20 protein-coding genes are annotated in these 16,740 nt (G+C 69.6%); 8 read left to right on the forward strand and 12 right to left on the reverse strand.

The features are described 5' to 3' along the window. Positions 1-15: 15 nt before the first annotated feature. Positions 16-672: an enoyl-CoA hydratase/isomerase family protein gene (locus L324_RS05525; protein ID WP_037304691.1), complete on the reverse strand. Its 657-nt coding sequence runs from the start codon at positions 670-672 to the stop codon at positions 16-18. Next, positions 653-1,282: a TetR/AcrR family transcriptional regulator gene (locus tag L324_RS05530; RefSeq protein WP_037304692.1), complete on the reverse strand. Its 630-nt coding sequence runs from the start codon at positions 1,280-1,282 to the stop codon at positions 653-655. Before L324_RS05530 ends, L324_RS05525 begins: the two co-directional genes overlap by 20 nt. 135 nt (positions 1,283-1,417) lie before the next feature. Between L324_RS05530 and L324_RS05535 the strand changes: the two genes are divergently transcribed. After that, on the forward strand, positions 1,418-1,765 hold the full coding sequence (locus tag L324_RS05535; RefSeq protein ID WP_037304693.1) for a DoxX family protein: 348 nt from the start codon (positions 1,418-1,420) through the stop codon (positions 1,763-1,765). Between the two features lie 38 nt (positions 1,766-1,803). Here the strand turns inward: L324_RS05535 and lexA are convergent, their stop codons facing one another. Both lexA and L324_RS05545 read right to left on the reverse strand, forming a co-directional pair. Beyond that, the gene (gene lexA / locus L324_RS05540; RefSeq protein ID WP_020630933.1) at positions 1,804-2,460 is read right to left on the reverse strand and encodes a transcriptional repressor LexA; all 657 of its coding nucleotides are present in this window, start codon (positions 2,458-2,460) and stop codon (positions 1,804-1,806) included. Further along, positions 2,438-2,899 (reverse strand): nuclear transport factor 2 family protein, encoded by a 462-nt coding sequence (locus tag L324_RS05545; RefSeq protein WP_235783407.1) that lies wholly within the window; start codon positions 2,897-2,899, stop codon positions 2,438-2,440. Before L324_RS05545 ends, lexA begins: the two co-directional genes overlap by 23 nt. 129 nt (positions 2,900-3,028) lie before the next feature. Between L324_RS05545 and L324_RS05550 the strand changes: the two genes are divergently transcribed. Further along, complete coding sequence (locus tag L324_RS05550; RefSeq protein ID WP_037304696.1) at positions 3,029-3,463, forward strand: hypothetical protein; 435 nt, start codon at positions 3,029-3,031, stop codon at positions 3,461-3,463. 10 nt (positions 3,464-3,473) lie between these two features. Here L324_RS05550 and L324_RS05555 read toward each other — a convergent pair whose 3' ends face one another. Continuing rightward, the gene (locus tag L324_RS05555) at positions 3,474-3,929 is read right to left on the reverse strand and encodes a MarR family winged helix-turn-helix transcriptional regulator (protein WP_037304697.1); all 456 of its coding nucleotides are present in this window, start codon (positions 3,927-3,929) and stop codon (positions 3,474-3,476) included. Between the two features lie 57 nt (positions 3,930-3,986). Here L324_RS05555 and L324_RS05560 point away from each other — a divergent pair, with 57 nt between their 5' ends. Beyond that, the gene (locus L324_RS05560; protein WP_037304874.1) at positions 3,987-4,358 is read left to right on the forward strand and encodes a VOC family protein; all 372 of its coding nucleotides are present in this window, start codon (positions 3,987-3,989) and stop codon (positions 4,356-4,358) included. Here L324_RS05560 and L324_RS05565 read toward each other — a convergent pair. Next, on the reverse strand, positions 4,328-5,209 hold the full coding sequence (locus L324_RS05565) for a helix-turn-helix domain-containing protein (RefSeq protein ID WP_037304875.1): 882 nt from the start codon (positions 5,207-5,209) through the stop codon (positions 4,328-4,330). The genes L324_RS05560 and L324_RS05565 overlap by 31 nt on opposite strands. Positions 5,210-5,311: 102 nt before the next feature. Here L324_RS05565 and L324_RS05570 point away from each other — a divergent pair, with 102 nt between their 5' ends. From L324_RS05570 to L324_RS05580, 3 genes are all read left to right on the forward strand, one after another. Beyond that, entirely contained in the window at positions 5,312-6,217 is a 906-nt protein-coding gene (locus L324_RS05570) for an MBL fold metallo-hydrolase (RefSeq protein ID WP_037304699.1), read from the forward strand. 10 nt (positions 6,218-6,227) lie between these two features. Continuing rightward, a complete protein-coding gene (locus L324_RS05575; protein ID WP_037304703.1) occupies positions 6,228-7,505 on the forward strand; it encodes a carboxylesterase/lipase family protein in 1,278 nt (425 codons plus the stop codon). Between the two features lie 98 nt (positions 7,506-7,603). Then, positions 7,604-8,740, forward strand: a complete 1,137-nt coding sequence (locus L324_RS05580) for an FAD-dependent oxidoreductase (protein ID WP_037304704.1) — start codon at positions 7,604-7,606, stop codon at positions 8,738-8,740. Position 8,741: 1 nt separating this feature from the next. On the opposite strand, the gene L324_RS05585 is transcribed toward L324_RS05580, so the two are convergent. From L324_RS05585 to L324_RS05595, 3 genes are read right to left on the reverse strand one after another with little or no spacing between them, the layout of a single operon-like run. Next, positions 8,742-9,272, reverse strand: coding sequence for a hypothetical protein (locus L324_RS05585; protein WP_037304706.1), 531 nt, complete (start codon positions 9,270-9,272; stop codon positions 8,742-8,744). A gap of 19 nt (positions 9,273-9,291) precedes the next feature. Continuing rightward, positions 9,292-10,416 carry a C40 family peptidase gene (locus tag L324_RS05590; protein WP_037304709.1) on the reverse strand — a complete coding sequence of 375 codons (1,125 nt, stop codon included), beginning with the start codon at positions 10,414-10,416 and terminating at the stop codon, positions 9,292-9,294. Continuing rightward, a complete protein-coding gene (locus tag L324_RS05595; RefSeq protein WP_037304711.1) occupies positions 10,416-11,375 on the reverse strand; it encodes a nucleoside hydrolase in 960 nt (319 codons plus the stop codon). The genes L324_RS05590 and L324_RS05595 overlap by 1 nt, the downstream gene beginning before the upstream one ends. Positions 11,376-11,428: 53 nt before the next feature. Between L324_RS05595 and L324_RS05600 the strand changes: the two genes are divergently transcribed. Further along, the gene (locus tag L324_RS05600) at positions 11,429-12,187 is read left to right on the forward strand and encodes an acyltransferase (protein ID WP_037304713.1); all 759 of its coding nucleotides are present in this window, start codon (positions 11,429-11,431) and stop codon (positions 12,185-12,187) included. Positions 12,188-12,272: 85 nt separating this feature from the next. On the opposite strand, the gene ybiA is transcribed toward L324_RS05600, so the two are convergent. Continuing rightward, entirely contained in the window at positions 12,273-12,839 is a 567-nt protein-coding gene (gene ybiA / locus L324_RS05605) for a riboflavin biosynthesis intermediates N-glycosidase (RefSeq protein ID WP_173426350.1), read from the reverse strand. Positions 12,840-12,948: 109 nt separating this feature from the next. On the opposite strand from ybiA, the gene ilvA reads away from it, so the two are divergent. After that, positions 12,949-14,205 (forward strand): threonine ammonia-lyase IlvA, encoded by a 1,257-nt coding sequence (gene ilvA, locus L324_RS05610; RefSeq protein WP_037304716.1) that lies wholly within the window; start codon positions 12,949-12,951, stop codon positions 14,203-14,205. 176 nt (positions 14,206-14,381) lie between these two features. On the opposite strand, the gene L324_RS05615 is transcribed toward ilvA, so the two are convergent. Both L324_RS05615 and L324_RS05620 read right to left on the reverse strand, forming a co-directional pair. Next, entirely contained in the window at positions 14,382-15,206 is an 825-nt protein-coding gene (locus L324_RS05615; protein WP_037304719.1) for an NAD(P)H-binding protein, read from the reverse strand. A 75-nt stretch (positions 15,207-15,281) separates the two neighbouring features. Beyond that, positions 15,282-16,709 carry a short-chain fatty acyl-CoA regulator family protein gene (locus L324_RS05620; protein ID WP_037304720.1) on the reverse strand — a complete coding sequence of 476 codons (1,428 nt, stop codon included), beginning with the start codon at positions 16,707-16,709 and terminating at the stop codon, positions 15,282-15,284. Positions 16,710-16,740 lie beyond the last annotated feature (31 nt).

Raw genomic sequence — 16,740 nt, forward strand, 5'->3', positions numbered from 1 at the left:
TCGATGATTGTGCCCTTACTCGGAGCGAAGCGCGGTCACGGCCGGGGTGAACATCGTGGTCTTGATCGCGGTGAGGGTGCCGCGGTCCTTGCCCGCGAGCGGACGGACCACGTCGGCGGCGTACTCGAGCAGGGCGGATTCCTCGGCGACGGCGTCCACGAGCCCGAGATCCCGCGCGTCCGTGCCGCCGAAGCGGCGTCCCGTGGTCATCGAGGCGACCGCGGCGGCCGGCGTGACCTTGCCCTGGATCAGCGCGGCCATCCCCGGTGTGAACGGGATGTTGATATCCGCCTCGGGGAAGCAGAAGTACCCGCGATCGGCGCGCATCACCCGGAAGTCGTGCGCTATCGCCAGCATCGCCCCGGCGCCGAACGCGTGCCCGTTGATCGCGGCGACCGTGTGCACGCCGAGGGTGAGCACGCGGGCCAGCAGTTCGTGGACGTCGGCGACGTATTTCCCGGCCTGGTCACTGTGGGCGGTGAGCCATTCGAGGTCGAGCCCGTTCGAATAGAACTTCCCGGAGCCCGTGGTGACCAGCACCGCCGGGTCCGGATGTGCGACGACGGTGTCCAGCAGGGAGTGGACGGTCTCCAGCCACGACGGCGAGAAGCGGTTCTCGTCGTCGCCGAGGTCGAGTACGAACACCGGGGCTTCAGTGCGCAGCGTGGGCATCATCGTGGTCCTTTCGGGGTGGGAGCAGGAGTACTGCACGGACCGCGGCGGCGAGCCGGGCACGCGAGTCTTCGGAGATCGGCTCACCCGCGGTGAACGCGCGGCGGAACAGGGCCGTCGGCAGGTCGACCACGCAGGTGGTGAGGACGTCGACGGCCTGGGCGTCCCGCCGGTCCCACAGCCTCTCGGCGAGCCTGATCAGGAGGGCGACCAGGCGTTTGTCGAGGGCCAGGAGATCGCCGGCGAGGTCGTCGGGGACCTGCGGGCCGAGCAGGTCCTCCTTCTTGACGGTGAGGAGCAGCCAGGCCGCTTCCGGCCTCCGGTCGGCGAACTCGGCCGGTGCGCCCGCGGCGGCCACGACCGCCGAGACGGGATCTTCCGCCTCGTCCACCAGCTCGGTCTGGAGGTCGAGGAAGCCGCCCGCCGCGCGGAGCCAGACGCGGGCCAGCAGTGCGCCGAGGGAGCCGAAGGCGTGGTAGATCGTGCCGTTGGGGACGCCCGCCGCGGCCGCGAGGGACCGGACGGTGACCCTGGGGGCGCCGACCTCGACGACGAGCCGCTCGGCGGCGTCGAGCAGCCGGTCCAGGTCGTGCACACGGGGGCGGGCCATGGGGCGAGAGTAACAGAGCGTTTGCTCCAAAACTTGCTCACGAGGTTGTGAGCTGGTTCACGCGCTGTGCTGTCACATCGTTCCGGCGGCCGGGGTCAACCCGACGAAGCACCGGAAACCAAGGGAGAAAACGAAATGTCCACCGCTTACGTCATCGTCACCCTCGTCGGAGCGTTCATGGCCGCCTTCTCGGCCGCCTCGATCTTCTTCCGCGCCAAGTGGGTCGTGCAGCCGCTGGCCGACTACAGCGTTCCGCGGACCTGGTGGAACCGGCTCGGCGTCGCGAAGGCCGCGGGCGCGCTCGGCCTGGTCGTCGGCCTGTGGGTGCCCGCGATCGGGGTCTCGGCCGGGATCGGACTGGTGCTGTACTTCGCGGGCGCCGTGATCACCGTGCTCCGCGCGCACTGGCCTTCGCACGTCGCGTTCCCGCTGATGTACCTGGCCCCGGTGGCCGCGTCGCTGGTGCTCGGATCCGTCGCTTGAGACCGCGGCCGGAAGTCACTCCGGCCGCGGCGGAAACCTCAAACGCTGCGCAGTACCGAGACCACGACACCCAGTACGGCCGCGCGATCCCCGTCGATGACGTCGTAGGCGGGGTTGCGCGGTTCGAGGTACACGTGGCCGTCGCGGCGGCGGTACACCTTGACCGTGGCCTCCTCGTCGATCATCGCGGCGACGATCTGGCCGGAGTGCGCCTCCTGCTGTTGTTTCACCACGACGATGTCGCCGTCGCAGATCGCCGCGTCGATCATCGAATCCCCGCGCACCCGCAGCCCGAAGACGTTGCCCCGGCCGGTGAGTTCCCGCGGCAGGGTCATCACGTCGTCGACGTGCTCGACGGCCGAGATCGGCGTTCCCGCGGCGATGTCACCGACGACCGGGACCGGCACGGAGTCCTCTGTGGATTCTCGCGACGTGGTGCCGTGCAAGAACGCGCGTACGTCGATGGGGCGGGAGATCGAACTGCTGCGGCGGAGAAAACCCTTCTCCTCCAAGGCGGCCAGATGCTTCGACACCGAGGACGTCGACCGCAGGCCGACCGCTTCGCCGATCTCGCGCGTGCTCGGCGAGTACCCGTGCTCGACCACCCATTCGCGGATGGTCAGCAGGATCTTCTGCTGCCGCTCCGGCAGGGAAGCGGCTTCCTCGAACAGGTCAAGATCGTGGTAGGCGGTCATCCGCGGAATGGTAGTTCGTGCAGGCCGCCGCGATCGCCGCGGTGTCCCAGTAGAACGGCCGCACCTCGGTGATGCGCCCGGCTTCGACGGTGATCGTCTGCAGGATCGGGAAGTCCAGTTCGCGGCCGGTCGCCCTGGCCCGGACGTGCACGTGGGTCAGGACGACCAGTGGGCTGTGCTCGCTCAGGAAGCTCTGCTCCACCATGTCGAAGACTTCCCAGGTCTCGCTCATGGCGAGGAAGAATCGCTCCATTCCCTCGTGGCCGCGCCAGGTTCCGGCGTACGGCAGGCCGTCCGCCTGATGCAGCACCACATCGGGGGAGAAGAACGGGGCGAGCGGGGCGAAGGACGATTTGCTGGGACCGCCCGCGGCGAAGTAGCCGGTTTCCGCCGCGTACATGCCTTTGAGGACGGACAGGGCATCACTTGTTCGGGTCACGATCACACTTTCGGGGAAGGCGGGCCGCGGACGCTGGCGGGTATCCGCCGTGAAGATCGGCCGGATGGCCGCCCGGCGGGAACCGAAAGACCGATCCTCAGGCCGCTCGCACACGCTTGACTCGACCGTATGAACACGAAGAGCACCGCGGCGATACTCGCCGCCGCGACGGCGACGGTCGCGCTGACCGGATGCGGACTCAAAGAGGGCCTGACCGAAAAGGCGAACGGACACGTCAAGACCGTCGGCTACACGACCGGCGCGGAAGGCAAGCGGGACAAGGACGCCCGGCTGCCGGAGTGGGTGCCGGACGAGGCGGCGTCGATCACGGAGGTCATCCGGACCACGGGTTCGGAGCGGCTCCTGCGCTTCACCGGCGGGAACCTGCCCGCCATCTGCGCACCGGGCCCCGCCGCGACGCAGGCGGCCACGCTGGTCGCCCATTGGTGGCCGAAGGGCCAGGAAAGCCGGACGGACAAGGTCTGCGGTGAATGGCATGTCCTCGTCCAGGGCGGCGACGTCTACGCGTTCAAGCCGGAGACGCTGGTGAGTCCGAGGTCGTGAGCCGCGCCGGTCACTCGGTGTCCTGGGGCGTGAGCGCGTCGGCGCAAGCGATGAGATCTTGCAGCAGCCTGTCTCGCTCGTCGGCTGAAAACGGTTCGAGCATCCGGTTCTGGACCGCTCGCACGAGGCCACTGGCGGTGCGGAGCTGGGCTTGCCCGGCGGGGGTGAGCGTGCTGGGCAGGGCGCGGCCCTGGGGCGCGGTCGCCGGACGGGTGACCAGTCCGCGGTCCTGTAATCCGCGCAGCACCAGGTTCATCGACTGCCGGGTGACGAAGACGGCCCGCGCCAGTTCCGCGTTGCTCAGCCCCGGTCGCTGCGAGAGCACTTCGAGGCAGGAGTACTGCGGCACGGTGAGATCGAGCGGGCGCAAGGCGGTCTCCATGGCCACGCGCAGCGCCGTCGCCGCTCGTTTCAGCATGTACCCCACCGCCTGGTCCAGTGGGCCGACCGTCTCGTCTTGACTCATGTCAGCATCATGACATACGTTGTCGATGTCAACACACTGACATTGATGGAGGACGACATGACCGTGACCGGACCCGATTTCCTTTCGCTGCAGGTACGCGACCTCGACCGTGCGGCCGCGTTCTACGAAACGCACCTCGGCTTGCGGAGACTGCCCGTCGCGCCGCCGCACGCGGTGGTGTTCGGCACCGGGACGATCCCGTTCGCGGTGCGGGAACCCATGCCGGGGATGGATCTCGACGCCATCTCGCCGGGGCCGGGGGCCGGAGTCGCGCTCTGGCTCCACGCCGACGACGCGCAGGCGGTGCACGACCGGCTCGTCGCGGCCGGCGTCGCCATCCTCACCGAACCGTTCGACGGGCCGTTCGGCCGTACGTTCGCCTTCACGGATCCGGACGGCTACGCGGTCACCGTGCACGACAAGGCCTGACTCGCCTGACTCGCCTGCCGGAGCAGTGCGAGGGCCCGCGCGTCGGAGGAGTCCGCGGGGGTCGTGCACACGATCAGCAACTGGTCCGGTGACCTGGCGATCGACAACGTCTGCTGAGTGACCGTCACCGTGCCGACGATCGGATGACGTAGTTCGTACGCCGCGGCGTCGCAGGGCTGCACGCGGTGGTCGCCCCAGAGCGCGACGAACTCGGGGCTCTTCATCGTCAGCTCGCCGATCAGCTCCGCGAGCAGCGGATCGTCGGGATGCCTGCCGACGGTGATCCGCAGATTCCCGACCACCGCGCGGATCTTCCGCTTCCAGTCGGCGTACAGCTCCCGGCAGTGCGGGTCGAGGAACAGCAGTTTGCTCATGTTCGGCCGTCGCGCCGGGTCGTCCGGGGAGTGGAAGTCCAGATGCCCGCCCAGCAGGGCGTGCCCGAGGGCGTTCCACGCCAGTACGTCCGAGCGACGGCCGAGCACCAGGGCTGGAGCGTCGACGGTGCCGAGGAGATCCCGTGTCTCCTCGTGGAGCCTTTCGGGCCGTGGTCGGCGCGCCCGCGGGGTGCGGCGCGCGCTGCCGGCGAGCCGGTCGAGATGCTCGCGTTCGTGGTCGTCGAGCCGCAGCGCGCGGGCGATGGCGTCGAGCACCTCGGCCGAGGCTCCACGTGACATGCCCTGTTCCAGCCGCGCGTAGTACGAGACGCTGACCCCCGCGAGCTGGGCCAGTTCTTCGCGGCGCAGCCCGGCCACCCGGCGTCGCGGCCCGAAGTCGCGCAGGCCGACGTCTTCGGGCCGCAGCTGAGCCCGTCGAGCCTGCAGGAAGTCGCCGAGCGGGCCAGGTCCGTCCATGAACCCGAGTATCCAGAGCGCGGTGGACGTCAGCCACACCCTGTCGGTGGGAGGAAGAGCGGGGCGTGGTTCGCGCGCACTCGCGCGACCAGGCTCGTTCGAATGGAAGAGATCACCATCGGAGACGTCACGGTCACCCGCGTCAAGGAGTTCTACGGCTCGCTCGGCATGACACCGGCCGAGTTCCTGCCGGACAGCCCCGAAGGCTCGTGGGACGAAAACCGCGACTGGCTGGCGCCCGACTTCTGGAACACCGAGACGAACGAATGCCGCGCGGCGCTTCAATCGTGGCTTCTGCGCAGCGAAGGACGCACGATCCTCGTCGACACCGGGGCCGGCAACCACAAGGACCGGCCCTACGCGGCGGTGTGGAACCGCCTCGACACCGCCTACCTCGACAACCTCGCGGCAGCCGGGGTCCGGCCCGAGGACGTCGACGTCGTGGTCAACACCCATCTGCACATCGACCACGTCGGCTGGAACACCCGCCTCGACGGCCGCACCTGGGTGCCGACCTTCCCGAACGCCACCTACCTGATGCCGCGGCCGGACTTCGACTTCTGGAATCCCGCCGAGGAGCACGATTCCGTGCTGGGACGCGGAAATCAGAACGTCTTCGAGGACAGCGTCGCGCCGGTCCACGAGGCGGGACTGACGCGGCTGTGGGACGGCACCCACCGGATCGACCGGAACCTGCGTCTCGATCTCGCGCCCGGCCATACCCCCGGCTCGTCCGTGCTGACCCTGGAATCGAGCGGGGAGCGGGCGTTGTTCGTGGGCGACCTCGTGCACACCGCGCTGCAGATCGTGGAGCCGGACACCAATTCGCCCTATTGCGAGGACCCGGCCGGATCGAGGGCGACCCGGCACAAGCTGCTCGGCCAGGCCGCCGATACCGGCGCGCTCGTCTTCCCGGCGCATTTCGGCGCGCAGGGCGCGGTACGGGTCGAGCGCCGGGGTTCGAAGTTCGCGATCGCGCGGTGGGCGGGCTTCTCCCACCTTTCTTGAGGAGTGTTTCGTGTACGTGCAAGCAGAAACCCCGGCGGGCGCGGTCCTCGGCCGCCGCGATTCCTTCGGCGAGCTTTACCGGGCCATCCCGTACGCGGCGGCTCCGGCCGGTCCCGCCCGCTTCCGCGCGCCGGCCCCGCATCCCGGCTGGTCCGGCGTCCGCGACGCGACCCGGCCTTCGCCGACGGCTCCCCAGCCGGTGCGGGACTTCGGCGCGCTCGACATGAGCCCGTACTTCGGACCGGGCTGGGTGCGGGGCGAGGAGTACCTGACCGTCGACGTCCGGACGCCCGCCGCGGACGACGGCAGGCGGCCTGTGCTGGTCTTCGTGCACGGCGGCGGCTTCGTCACCGGCTCGACCCGCGCCGCGCTCTACGACGGGAGGGCGTTCGCCCGCGACGGTGTCGTCCTGGTGACGGTGAACTACCGCCTCGGCGTCCCCGGTTTCCTCGACATCGACGGCGTTCCGCCCAACCGGGGCCTGCTCGACGTACTCGCCGCGCTCGGCTGGGTTCGCGACACGATCGCGGTGTTCGGGGGTGATCCGGACGAGGTCACCGTCTTCGGGCAGTCCGCGGGAGCCACGCTCACCGGGGCTTTGCTGGCGACGCCGGAGGCCAGCGGGTTGTTCCGGCGGGCGATCGTCCAGAGCGGCAGCGGAACCGGGGCCTTCACGCCGGAGCAGGCGGGCCGGGTCACGGTCGCGGCGGCTTCGGCGCTCGGCGTCGAACCGACCGCGGAAGCGTTCGGAAAGGTGCCGGACGAGCGGTTCCTGGCGATCCTGCCCGCGCTGGCCGGTCTGGATCTGCGGACGGAGACCGCGTCGGATCCCTTGGCCGGGCTGAGCCCGTTCAGCCTGGTGCTGCCGGTCCAGCCCGCGGACTCGCTCGTCGCCAGGGATGTCGATCTGCTCATCGGCACCAACACCGAGGAAGGAAACCTTTACGGCGTGGCGAATTCCGACGAACTCGGCCACACGCTGTTCGGCGCGGGAACGGCACGGATGGCTCAGGCGCACGCGCGGATCCCGGGCGGCCGCACGTATGCCTACTCGTTCGGCTACCGCTCGACGGCGCTGGGCGGACGGCTCGGCGCCGCACACACCGTCGAGCTGCCGTTCGTCTTCGACGTCGCCGGCGAGCCGTGGCTGCACGGCGACGCGGGGCTCCTCGGCCCCGATCCCGCTCCGGAAGGCCTCGCGGCCAGGATGCACGGCGCATGGGTCGCGTTCGCGAAGACCGGTAGCCCCGGCTGGGCCGAGTACGACGCCGTCGAGTTCTTCGGCTGACAGGGCGTGCCAGGCCGGTGTCAGCGCCGTGTGCGCTGTCTGCCAGTGGCCGTCGGCAGTCTCTGGAATGTCATTCCAGTACTGACCGAGGAGCCACCATGTACACCCCTGTCACGATCATCGGCGCCGGTCTCGGCGGCCTCACGCTGGCCCGCGTCCTGCACGTCCACGGGATCCCGTCCGAGGTCTACGAGGCGGAAGCGTCGCCCACCTCGCGGCTGCAGGGCGGGATGCTGGACATCCACGACTACAACGGTCAGCTGGCCCTCGAGGCGGCGGGACTGATGGACGAGTTCCGCGGCATCGTCCTCGAAGGCCGCCAGGCTCTGCGGGTCTTGGACTTCGACGGCAGCGTCCTGTTCGAGCGAGGCGACGACGGTACGGGCGGCCGTCCCGAGGCGCAGCGCGGCGATCTGCGGCGGATGCTGCTCGACTCGCTCCCCGAAGGCACCGTCCGCTGGGGACGCAAGGTCGTCGGTGCCCGGACGCTCGGGGACGGCCGCCACGAGGTGACCTTCGCCGACGGCGGCACCGTGGTCACCGGGCTCCTGGTCGGCGCGGACGGCGCGTGGTCGCGGGTCCGGCCGTTGCTCACCGACGCGGTCCCCGAGTACAGCGGCACGTCGATCATCGAGACCTACCTGTACGACGCCGACACACGGCACACCGCCGTGGCGAAGACGGTCGGCGGCGGATCGTTGTTCGGCGCCGGGACCACGGCGGGCCGGAGCATCAACGCCCACCGCGAAAGCGGCGACACCCTGCACGCGTACGTGGAACTCACCAAGCCGCTGGACTGGTTCGACGACATCGACTTCGCCGACGCCGACGCGGCCAAGGCGCGGATCGCGGCGGAGTTCGACGGCTGGACACCGGAGCTGACCGCGCTGATCACCGAAAGCGACGGCGCGCCGATCCACCGCCCCGCCTTCGCCCTGCCGTCCGGGTGCCGGTGGGAGCGCGTTCCCGGCGTGACCCTGCTCGGCGACGCCGCCCATCTCGCGCTGGCCAACGGGGAGGGCGCCAACCTGGCGATGCTCGACGGCGCCGAACTCGGAAAAGCCCTCGCCGCGCGTCCCGACGACGTCGAAGCCGCACTCGCCGAGTACGAACTGGCCATGTTCGTCCGCGGTGAAACGCCCGTCCAGGAGGACTTCCTGATCGAGAGCATCTTCGGCGACGAGGTCCCCGAGCGGCTGCTCGCCATGTTCGAGAACGCGCAGCGGAAGTCCTGAGTCAGGCCCAGCCTGCCTTTTCGTAGAACGGCGTGATCCACGCGCGGAAGCGCTCCCCGTAAATCTCCTGAGCGGCGGCCACGACGCCGTCCGGATCCTCGGACGGCGTCAGGCCGCGTTCCCGAAGCCACTCGACGAAGTCCTCATGCGAGCCGCTGTGGCCGTCGTTCTCGTCCCGGTAGTAGTAGGCCGAGTCGTGGTCGACCGTGATCTCGGCGTCGAAACCCAGCAGCCGCAGGAACTCCCGGAAATCGCGGGCGACGACCTGTTCACCGCCCTCGTCGCCGAAGACCACCACGGGCAGCAGGGCGAGGTCCGGCTCGTCGGAGGACCGCCAGATCGCGTAGGTCGAGCCACTCCCGTTCGCCTGGGCGAACGGGATGACCCGCGACAGGAACTCCGGGTCGCTCAGTTCCGCGGGGAACCGGCCCTTGTCGTCGTAGTCGTACAGCTCGAAGCCGTCGGCGAGGAAGTCACCGGCCGAGTCGTGGAGGTCCTTCAGCTCGTTCAGGACGGGGATCGGTGAATACACGCGGCCACCCTACGGCCGATCAAGCCGTCGGGCGGCCCGCTCCGGCGTAATCGTCGCCCTGCTTCCGGTAGGTGTGCACCTGCACCGCCTGCCCGGTCTGCGGGGCGTCGATCATCTGCTGGTTCCCGATGTACAGCCCGACGTGGTGGATCTTCGTGTTCGGCTCGCCGTAGAAGATCAGGTCGCCCAGCTGGGGATCGGTCACCTTGTTCACGCTGTGGTACTGCGTGTGGGCGGTGCGCATGAGCTTGACGCCGGCACTCGCGTACGCGGCCGTCGTCAGCCCGGAGCAGTCGAAGCCGGGGTCGCCGCCGCCGGTGCCGTTGCCGCCCCAGACGTAGGGAAGGCCGATCTTGTCGATGGCGAAGTTGACCGCGCTGAGCGCCGCCGCGTTCGGCGGCTGCGGGCTCTGGCCGACCGTGCCGTAGACGTTCACCGTCGCGAGCGTGCGGTGCATCAGCAGCGGCGCCGGCTGCAGCGTGCTCACCGCGTTCCACCACGTCTGGCCCTGGCCGAGATCGCGTCCGCCCGCGCACAGGGCGCGTCCGGCGGTGAGGGTGGCGTCGTCGATGTTCTGCGGGTTCGGCTTCCCGCCGCTCGCCGAGGCCTGGAACCGGCTCCACACGGCAGGTGTCAGCTGCAGCGGGCCGCTCGCGTTCGCGGACGAGACGACCTTGTTGTAGAAGTCGCGGACCTCGACCGCGCCGAGCGGCGCGGTCATCACGCCGTCGGCGCCGAGGCCCGAACCGGTGACCCGGCCGTGGTCCGAAGCGATCTTCCCGAGCGCCGCCAGCGTCACCCAGGACAGGCGGCAGCCCGGCGTTTCCTTGCTCAGCGCCACGGTGGTCTTCGCGTAACCCGTCATCGCGCGCAGCGGGATGTCGAGCCAGCCGCTCGTCTTCGACACCCAGGCGTCGAATTCCTGGCCCATCTGCTGCGGGACCTTCGGCTGTTCCTTCGGCATTTCCGCGGGCGCGGACGATGTCGGCGGCGCGGGCGGTACCGACGACTGGACGGCGGCGGCTTCCGGTTTCGGCCCGTCCTTCGGTGCGAAGGTGATGGCCGCGACCAGCGCGGCGCCCGCGACGACGACGGCGGCGATGATCACCGGCAGTCTGCGGCGGCGGGAGGGAGCCTCTTCCATCAGAGACCCCCGGTGATGCGAGCGAGGACGAAGTCGCGGACGGCTTCGACATCGGCGGTCAGCGCGACGTCGATGGTGCGGCCCGGCACGGCCTGCGGATCGGTGCTTCGCAGCCTTCGCCGGTCCACGAGGGTCGCGCCGCGAGCGGGGCCGAAGCCGCATTCGACGTCCACCGGGTACGCCTCGGTGTCGAGGATGCCCGGCCGGATCGCCTCCGCGACCGCGACCGCGTCGTGCATGACCATCCCCGGGAAACCGAGGATCGGGCTGTAATGCTTGACGTAGGTCGGGGTGAGCGCTTCGAGTGCCGCGCCGAGCGGGCCGGACGCGGCGAGCTTGGCCAGCCAGGTGGTGTCGATCGAGCACTGGTGCGTGATGTCGAGCGGCACCAGCACCGTCGGGATGTCCTCGTCCGCGAGCACCCGGCGCGCGGCCTCGGGGTCGCTCCAGATGTTGAACTCGGCGGCCGTGGTGGAGTTCCCCCTGGTCACGCCGCCGCCCATGATGACGATGCGGCCGATCTTCTCGCGGAGTTCCGGATGGGCGGCCAGCAGCAGCGCGATATTCGTGAGCGGGCCGATCGGGGCGATGGTCACCGGCTCGTCGGCGGCTTCGAGCAGATCCGCCAGCAGGCGGACGGCGCCGCGTTCGTCGAGCGGGCGCGTCGGCTCCGGCAGCGTGCCGGCGTGGCCGGAAAGGCCGTCCTCGCCGTGGACGAAGCCGGCGGGTTTGGCGTTGTCGTAGACCAGCGGCCGCGCCGCACCGGCGGCGACGGGTACGTCGTCACGGCCGAAAAGCCGCAGCAGACGCCGCGCGTTGGCGGTGGTGTGGCTCAGCGGGACGTTGCCGAACACCGTGGTCACGCCCAGCAGGTCGACGTCTTCGGACTGCGTGGCCAGAGCCAGCGCGAAGGCGTCGTCGACCCCCGGGTCGGTGTCGATGATCAGCTTGGTGCCCATGCGCGTGCTCCCCTTTGCGGTCGGCGGCCTGATCACAGGTTACGGTCACCGGTATGACGTCCATGTGGGGTGCGCCCGCGTTGTCGAGGCTCCGCGCCTGGGGCCAGGCCCGTCGCGACCCGAGGCAGGCGAAGTTCCTGACCGCGGATTCGCTGCGCTGGGTGCTGCGAAACCGCGCGTACACACCTTGGTACCTGGTCCGGTACTGGCGGCTGCTGAAGTTCCGGATCGCGCATCCGCACATCATCCTGCGCGGCATGGTGTTCCTCGGCAAGGACGTCGAGATCCACTGCCGTCCCGGCTACGGGCGCCTGGAGATCGGCCGCTGGGTGCACATCGGCGACGGCAACGCGATCCGCTGCCACGAAGGTTCGCTGCGCATCGGGGACAAGGCGGTGTTCGGCCGCCAGAACGTGCTCAACGGCTACCTCGACATCGAACTCGGCGCGGCCACGCTCGTCGCGGACTGGGTGTACATCTGCGATTTCGACCATGTCACCACCGACATCACCGTCCCGATCAAGGATCAGGGCATCGTGAAGTCGCCGGTGCGGATCGGGCCCGACACCTGGATCGGCACCAAGGTGTCCGTGCTCAAGGGCACGCGGGTCGGCCGCGGCTGCGTCCTCGGCGCGCACGCCGTGGTGCGGGGCGACATCCCGGACTACTCGATCGCCGTCGGCTCGCCTGCCCGCGTGGTGCGGAACCGGCAAGACGACTACGCCGCCGACGCCGCGCGTCGCGAGGCTGTCGCGGACATGGCGCGTAAGGCGAACAAGGCGCTTCAGAAGACCCTGGGCGTCGATTCCTGACAGCGCGTCAGCCGGCCAGTGTCTCCAATGTGGCATTGGGGACACTGAGCGTCTCCAATGCCACATTGGAGACACTGGTCCGCGACTAGCCGCGCAGCTGCTCGCGGACCTCCATGAGCGCGAAGCCCAGCAGGTTCTGCCCGCGCCAGTAGTCGGGGCGCGTGGCGTTCTTGTCGTCGCGGGCGACGCCGCTGCCCCAGACCAGGTCCATCTTCGAGGCCTCGACGATCACCTTGTCGCCCGTGCTCAGCAGGAACTCACGCAGTTCGGCGTGCTGGCGGAACTTCTCCAGATTGCCGTCGACGACGATGTCGTAGCGGTGCCGTTCCCATTTCTCCGCGTCGAAGTTCGCGACCTCACGGCCGAGGATCTTGGCGGTCTTGGGATCCGGCGCCTGACGAATGGTCTCCGCGGCCTCGTAATCGCCGAACAGTTCGGCCTTGCTCGCCATCATGTAGTGCTCGGCCGTCGGGTACCGCTCGCCGCCCGCGACGAACGGCGCGAGCCACCACTGGCTCAGGCAGGCCGCGTTGACCCGGCCGCTCTTCAGCGGGGTGTGGCCGTAGAAGAGCTGGTACTCGGGCTCCGCGCCACTGTGGACCAGCTCGCGCAACGCATCGAGACTCCGGACTCCGTCGACCTTGCTCACCATGGCGACCAGTGGACCACAGACCACCGACATCCTTGCGCACCGGTCCTCGGAGCCTCCCGCTCAGACCACTCTCCGTCGTGGGCCGGGGCGGTCAGTACATTCAGCATCCGTGCAAGGGATCGAAACGGTGAGCGCCCGAACGGTCGAAGAAGCCGCGAAACGACTGGCCGGGGTGGTGACCCGCACACCGCTGGAACCGAACGAGCGGCTCTCGGCGCGGGTCGACGCCCGGGTCTGGCTCAAACGCGAAGATCTCCAGACCGTGCGCTCGTACAAGATCCGGGGCGCGTACAACTTCATCGTCCAGCTCGACGCGGACCGGCGGGAGCGCGGCGTCGTCTGCGCGAGCGCGGGCAACCACGCGCAGGGCGTCGCGTACGCGTGCCGCCGTCTCGGCGCGAACGGCCGCGTCTACGTCCCCGGCACGACTCCCCGGCAGAAGCGCGAGCGGATCGCGACCCTGGGCGGTTCGCATATCGAGGTCATCGTCGTCGGCGAGACGTACGAAGACGCCTTCACGGCCGCGAAGCAGGACTCGGAGCGCACCGGCGCGACGCTGGTCCCCGCGTTCGACGCGCCGGAGACGGTCGCCGGACAGGGCACGGTCGCGATGGAGGTCGTCGCGCAGCTCGGGTTCATCCCGGACGTCATGGTGGTGCCGGTCGGCGGTGGCGGGCTGCTCGCGGGTATCGCCGCGTGGGCCGCGGAACGCGCGCCGGAGATGCGGATCGTCGGCGTCGAACCGGCGGGCGCGACCTGTATGGCGGCCGCGCTGGCCGCCGGTGAGCCGGTGCGGCTCGAAACCGTCGACACCTTCGTCGACGGCGCGGCGGTCGCGCTGGCCGGATCGGTCACGTATCCGCTGGTCCGCGACGGCGGCGTCGAACTCACCGACGTCGCCGAGGGTGCGATCTGCACGGAAATGCTCGCGATGTACCAGTCCGACGGCGTGATCGCCGAACCCGCGGGCGCGCTCGCGACCGCGGCGCTGGGCACGACGGTGAAGATCGACCCAGGGCAGATCGTGGTGTGCGTCGTCTCCGGCGGCAACAACGACGTCAGCCGCTACGGCGAGGTGCTCGAACGGTCGCTGATCCACGAAGGACTGAAGCACTACTTCCTCGTGGGGTTCCCGCAGGAGCCCGGCGCGCTGCGGCGGTTCCTCGACGAGGTCCTCGGGCCGGACGACGACATCACGCGGTTCGAGTACGTGAAGCGCAACAGCCGTGAGACCGGTCCGGCGCTGATCGGCATCGAACTCGCGCGGGCCGGTGACCTCGAAGGGCTGCTGCACCGGCTGGAGGTGAGCCCGCTGCAGGTGGAGCGGGTGGAACCGGGCAGCCCGCTCTTCCACTTCCTGGTCTGACCTGGTCTGGTGTCCCCGCATTTCGTCCTCTGGATGCGGTAGTTACGTAACGCAAGTACCGCATCCAGAGGACTAAACGCGGTACTTGCGTGGGCGACCCCCGCATCCAGAGGACTAAACGCGGTACTTGCATGGGCGACCACCGCATCCAGAGGACTAAATGCGGGGGGGGGCGATCAGCGGAAGGCGGCCAGGTGCGCTCGCGCCCAGTCCGCGAACGGACGCGGCTCCCGGCCGGTGAGGTCCCGGACGGCGGAAGTCACCTCGGAGTCGTCGAACTCGCCCTCGGCGAAGAAGCGGAAGAAGGCGTCGACGTACTTCTCCGGCATCTCCGCGCTCATCGTCACCCGGGCTTCCTCGTCCGAGAGCGGCGACAGCCGCAGCTCGCGTCCCAGCAGCTCGCCCAGGATCCGCAGCCGCTCGGCCGGCCGGAGGGCCTCCGGTCCGGTGATCGCGTAGGCCCGGCCTTCGTGCCCCGGCGTGGTCAGCGACTCCGCCGCGACGGCCGCGATGTCGTACGGGTCGATGGTCGCCACCGGCACGTTCGCGAACGGCTCGCGGACGACGTCGCCCTCCTTCAGCTGCGGGATCCACTGCAGCGTGTTCGACATGAACCCGCTCGCCCGCAGGAACGTCCAGGCCAGCTCCGACGCGCGCACCGACGCCTCGGCCGCCATGTGCATCCCGGCGACGGCGTTGTCCGCGTGCCCGCCGACGACCGAACGTGACGAGAGCAGCGTGACCTGCTCCACGCCCGCGTCCCGCATCACCGCGAGCGCGCCCGGCATGTCGTCGTAGCCGCCGAGCAGGAAGACCGCCCGGACGCCGTCCAGGGCGGTCTTCAGGCTCGCTGGTTCGTTGAGATCGCCCGGCACGCCTTCGACGCCGTCGGGCAGCGGCCGCGGTGTGCGGACCAGCGCCCGCACAGGATGTCCGTCGCGGGCCAATATTCCGGTCAGTTCCGAGCCGACGTTCCCGCCTGCCCCGGTCACCAAGATCATGTTGTTCTCCCCAGTGCGGTGGCCGCCGTCGCAGGCGGCCGTCGTCGGCAACCCTGCCAGGGAGATCAAGGTGGCTCAAGGTGTCTTGGGCACCGCCGGGTACGGGACGAAGGTGCTCGTGTTCTCGTCCACGGTCAGCTGCTTGCCGATAGTGGGGAACGCGCGCTGCGTGCACGCCGGGCGTTCGCAGACTTTGCAACCCATGCCGATCGGGGTGGCCGCGGCGCGGTCGTCGAGGTCGAGGCCGGTCGAATAGACGAGCCGTTTCGCGTGCCGTAGCTCGCAGCCGAGTCCGACGGTGAACGTCTTCCCCGGACTGCCGTAGCCACCGATGTTGCGGGACACCGTCCGCGCGATCCAGAAGTAGCTCTTGCCGTCCGGCAGGGTCGCGATCTGGGAGAGGATCTTGCCCGGCTGGGTGAACGCCTCGTAGATGTTCCACAGTGGACAGGCGCCGCCGACGCGGGAGAAGTGGAAACCGGCCGCGGACTGGCGTTTCGACATGTTCCCCGCCCGGTCGACGCGCACGAACGAGAACGGCACGCCGCGGTTCTTCGGCCGCTGCAACGTCGAGAGCCGGTGGCAGACGGTCTCGAAGCCGACGCCGAAGTGATCACAGAGCCGCTCGATGTCGTAGCGGAAACGCTCCGCCGTGGCCAGGAACGGTCCATAGGGGAGGATCAGGGCGCCCGCGAAGTAGTTCGCCAGCCCGACCCTCGCCAGCGAACGCGCGGCGGGCCCGGAGAACGCCCACGAGTCGGCGAGTTCGGTGATCAGGTCGTCGTATTCGAGCAGCGCGATCTGCGAGGCCATCCGGAACGCCTGCTGCCCGACGCGCAGGCTCGGCGCCAGCCGCAGCACCCGCGGCCCCGGTTCGTACCGGTGCTGTTCGCCGTTGGCCTCGTCGATGCCTTCGCTCGTGACGTCGACGCCGTAGCGCTGGATCAGCGTCTCCTTCAGCGCCGCGAGCACCTGGCCGCGTTGCAGCGGGATGTCGTGCGCCATCCGCTCGGCGCGTTCGTCCAGCTCGGCGACGTAGTTCTCCCGTTCGTAGAAGAAGTCACGGACCTCCTCGTGCGGCAGGGCGGTCGCCGCGCTGCCGTGCAGGCCGAGGCCGTTCTCCGTGGTCAGCGCGGCGGTGTTCTCGACGGCGTTGCGGTAGCTGCGATGCAGTTTGACCAGGGCCTGGGCGATCGTCGGCAGGTTCGTGGCGAGGTCGTTCAGCTCGCTGGTGGTGACGTCCACGCCGACGACCTCGTCGAGCAGCGCTTCCTTCACGTCCGCGACCAGCCGGGCGGTGTCGTTGTTCGCGAAGAACTCGGTGTCCACTCCGAACGCCTGCGTGATGCGAAGGAGCACGGGAACGGTCAGCGGACGCGAGTTGTGCTCGATCTGATTGAGGTAACTGGGTGAGATCTCCAGCACACGGGCGAGATCCGCCTGGCTCATCGACCGGCTTTCGCGCAGATGCCGAAGCTTCGCTCCGGCGAAGGTTTTGTCCACGCATGCCTCTCTGTCCGCAAGGTTTCCGGGC

The sequence above is a fragment of the Amycolatopsis orientalis DSM 40040 = KCTC 9412 genome (assembly GCF_000478275.1).
Classification (GTDB): Bacteria; Actinomycetota; Actinomycetes; order Mycobacteriales; family Pseudonocardiaceae; genus Amycolatopsis; species Amycolatopsis orientalis.